Below are 2,354 nucleotides of genomic sequence, written 5' to 3' on the forward strand. Positions count from 1 at the left end.
GGGTGAACCGCCAGTATAGCGGCGCCCGCCCGGCGGCGAGCGCCTTGGCCTCGTAGCGCGTCGCGGGCCAGCCCGGCGGCCGGGTGGCGTCCGGCGGCGGGGCGTCGAACAGCGTCTGGGCCGCCATCACCTCCGCCACCCAGGTCTGATAAGTCGGATCGTCGCTCGCCACGCGCCACTCCGCGCCCGGCCGCAGCACCCGGGCCAGCAGCGGCAGCCGCGCCGGATGCACGAATCGCCGCTTCGCGTGCCGCGCCTTCGGCCAGGGGTCGGGAAACATCAGGAACAGCCGGTCGAGCGCGCCGTCCGGCAGCGCCGCGAGCAGATGCCCGGCATCCTCGGGCCAGAGGCGGAGATTGGGCGGCAACGGGGCGGACGCCGGATCGACCCCGTCCGGGACGAGGCGCGACAGCAGCGAGGCGATGCCGTTCTCGAAAACCTCGCAGGCGATCAGCCCGACATCCGGGTGCGCCGCCGCCAGCGCCTGCGCGTGCTCGCCGCCGCCGAAACCGACCTCCAGCCAGACCGCGCGCACGGGCACGGCGAAGGCATCGCGCGGCCGGGCGGGATCGGCCACCGCGAGACGCGGCAGCAGCACCTCCATCAGCTGCGCCTGACGGGCCCGCAGGCGATGGACGCGCGCCCGACCGTACAGACGGTCGGGCGGCGGCCGGTCGAGGGCGCGGCTCAGCGGCCGAAGGCGGACTTCAGCGCCGGCACGAGATCCGTGCGCTCCCACGTGAACGCCCCGGTCTCCGGGTCGTGCTCGCGGCCGAAATGGCCGTAGGCCGAGGTGACCGCATAGATCGGGCGGTTGAGGTGCAGATGCTCGCGGATGCCGCGCGGCGAGAGGTTCATGACCTCGCGCAGCGTCTTTTCCAGCTTCGCCTCGTCCACGTCGTGGCCGGTGCCGTGCAGGTCGACATACACCGACAGCGGATGCGACACGCCGATCGCGTAGCTGATCTGCAGGGTGCAGCGATCCGCCAGACCGGCGGCGACGACGTTCTTCGCCAGGTAGCGGCAGGCATAGGCCGCCGAGCGGTCCACCTTTGTCGGGTCCTTGCCGCTGAACGCCCCGCCGCCGTGCGGCGCCGCGCCGCCATAGGTGTCGACGATGATCTTGCGCCCCGTCAGGCCGCAATCGCCGTCCGGGCCGCCGATCACGAAATTGCCGGTCGGGTTCACGTAGAACTCCGCCTCCGGGCACATCCAGCCCGCCGGCAGGCTGCTCTCGACGATCGGCCAGAGCATGCGCTTGAGATGCGCCTGATCCAGGCCCTCGTCATGCTGGGTCGACACGACGATCGACGTCGCGGCGACCGGCTTGCCGTCGACATAGCGCAGCGTGACCTGGCTCTTGGCGTCGGGCTGCAACCCCTCGGCCAGCTTGTCCTTGTTGCGGCGCATCTCGCTGATGCGGCGCAGGATCAGGTGGGCGTAGTAGATCGGCGCCGGCATCAGCGCCGCGGTCTCGCGGCAGGCATAGCCGAACATGATGCCCTGGTCGCCCGCGCCCTCGTCCTTGTTCCCCGCGGAGTCGACGCCCTGCGCGATGTCGCTCGACTGCGCGTGCAGATGGCACTCGATCGACGCGTTGCGCCAGGAGAAGCCGGCTTGGTCATAGCCAATGTCGTGCACCGCGAGCCGCGTCAGATGCGCGAGCAGTTCCGGCGTCACCGTCTCCGGCCCGCGCACCTCGCCCGCCAGCACGATGCGGTTGGTCGTCACCATCGTCTCGCACGCCACCCGGCTGTAGGGGTCGGCCGCGAGATAGGCGTCGAGCACGGTGTCGCTCAGCCGGTCGGCAACCTTGTCGGGATGCCCCTCGGAGACGCTTTCGGAGGTGAACAGATACTCGCCGCGGTCACGCATGCGGAGTCTCGGTCAGATGGCTGCCGCGCATGGAACTTGCCTCTTGTCGCGGGGGAGGCCCGAGGGGGAGTCCGGGCGCCGGCACACCGGTCCCGGCCGCCCACCGTGTGGCGAAAATTGCAAAACCGGTCAAGCAAACCGCCGCCCGGCGACCGGGCTCAGGTCAGGCCGAGGACGTCCGGCATGCCATACAGGCCGGGCGGACGGCCGACGACCCAGCGCGCGGCCCGCACCGCCCCGGCGGCGAAGGCGCGGCGGTCGAAGGCGCGATGCGTGATCGAGATATGCTCGGCGGCGGCGGCGAACAGCAGCGTATGCTCGCCCACGACCTGCCCGCCGCGCAGGGCGGCGAAGCCGATGCCGCCGGTCGCCCGCGCGCCCACATGCCCGTCGCGGCCGCGTTCCGCCACGTCCTCCAGCGCCACCCCGCGCCCGGCGGCGACGGCGCGGCCGAGCGCGATCGCGGTGCCGGACGGCGC

3 protein-coding genes are annotated in these 2,354 nt (G+C 72.3%); all 3 read right to left on the reverse strand.

The features are described 5' to 3' along the window. On the reverse strand, positions 1–691 hold a 691-nt coding region (gene trmB / locus B8460_RS05305; protein WP_048860541.1), incomplete at its 3' end, for a tRNA (guanine(46)-N(7))-methyltransferase TrmB. Continuing rightward, the gene (metK, locus tag B8460_RS05310; RefSeq protein ID WP_048860539.1) at positions 688–1,875 is read right to left on the reverse strand and encodes a methionine adenosyltransferase; all 1,188 of its coding nucleotides are present in this window, start codon (positions 1,873–1,875) and stop codon (positions 688–690) included. The genes metK and trmB, both read right to left, overlap by 4 nt. A 158-nt stretch (positions 1,876–2,033) precedes the next feature. Continuing rightward, positions 2,034–2,354: dihydrodipicolinate reductase C-terminal domain-containing protein (locus B8460_RS05315; RefSeq protein WP_048860540.1), on the reverse strand; the 321-nt coding region annotated here is incomplete at its 5' end.

This window comes from Acidisphaera rubrifaciens HS-AP3 (assembly GCF_000964365.1).
GTDB classification, from domain to species: domain Bacteria; phylum Pseudomonadota; class Alphaproteobacteria; order Acetobacterales; family Acetobacteraceae; genus Acidisphaera; species Acidisphaera rubrifaciens.

Bases quoted from the DNA above. Each gene is read 5' to 3' on its own strand.
- metK (WP_048860539.1), bottom strand. From the start codon at position 1,875: ATGCGTGACCGCGGCGAGTATCTGTTCACCTCCGAAAGCGTCTCCGAG.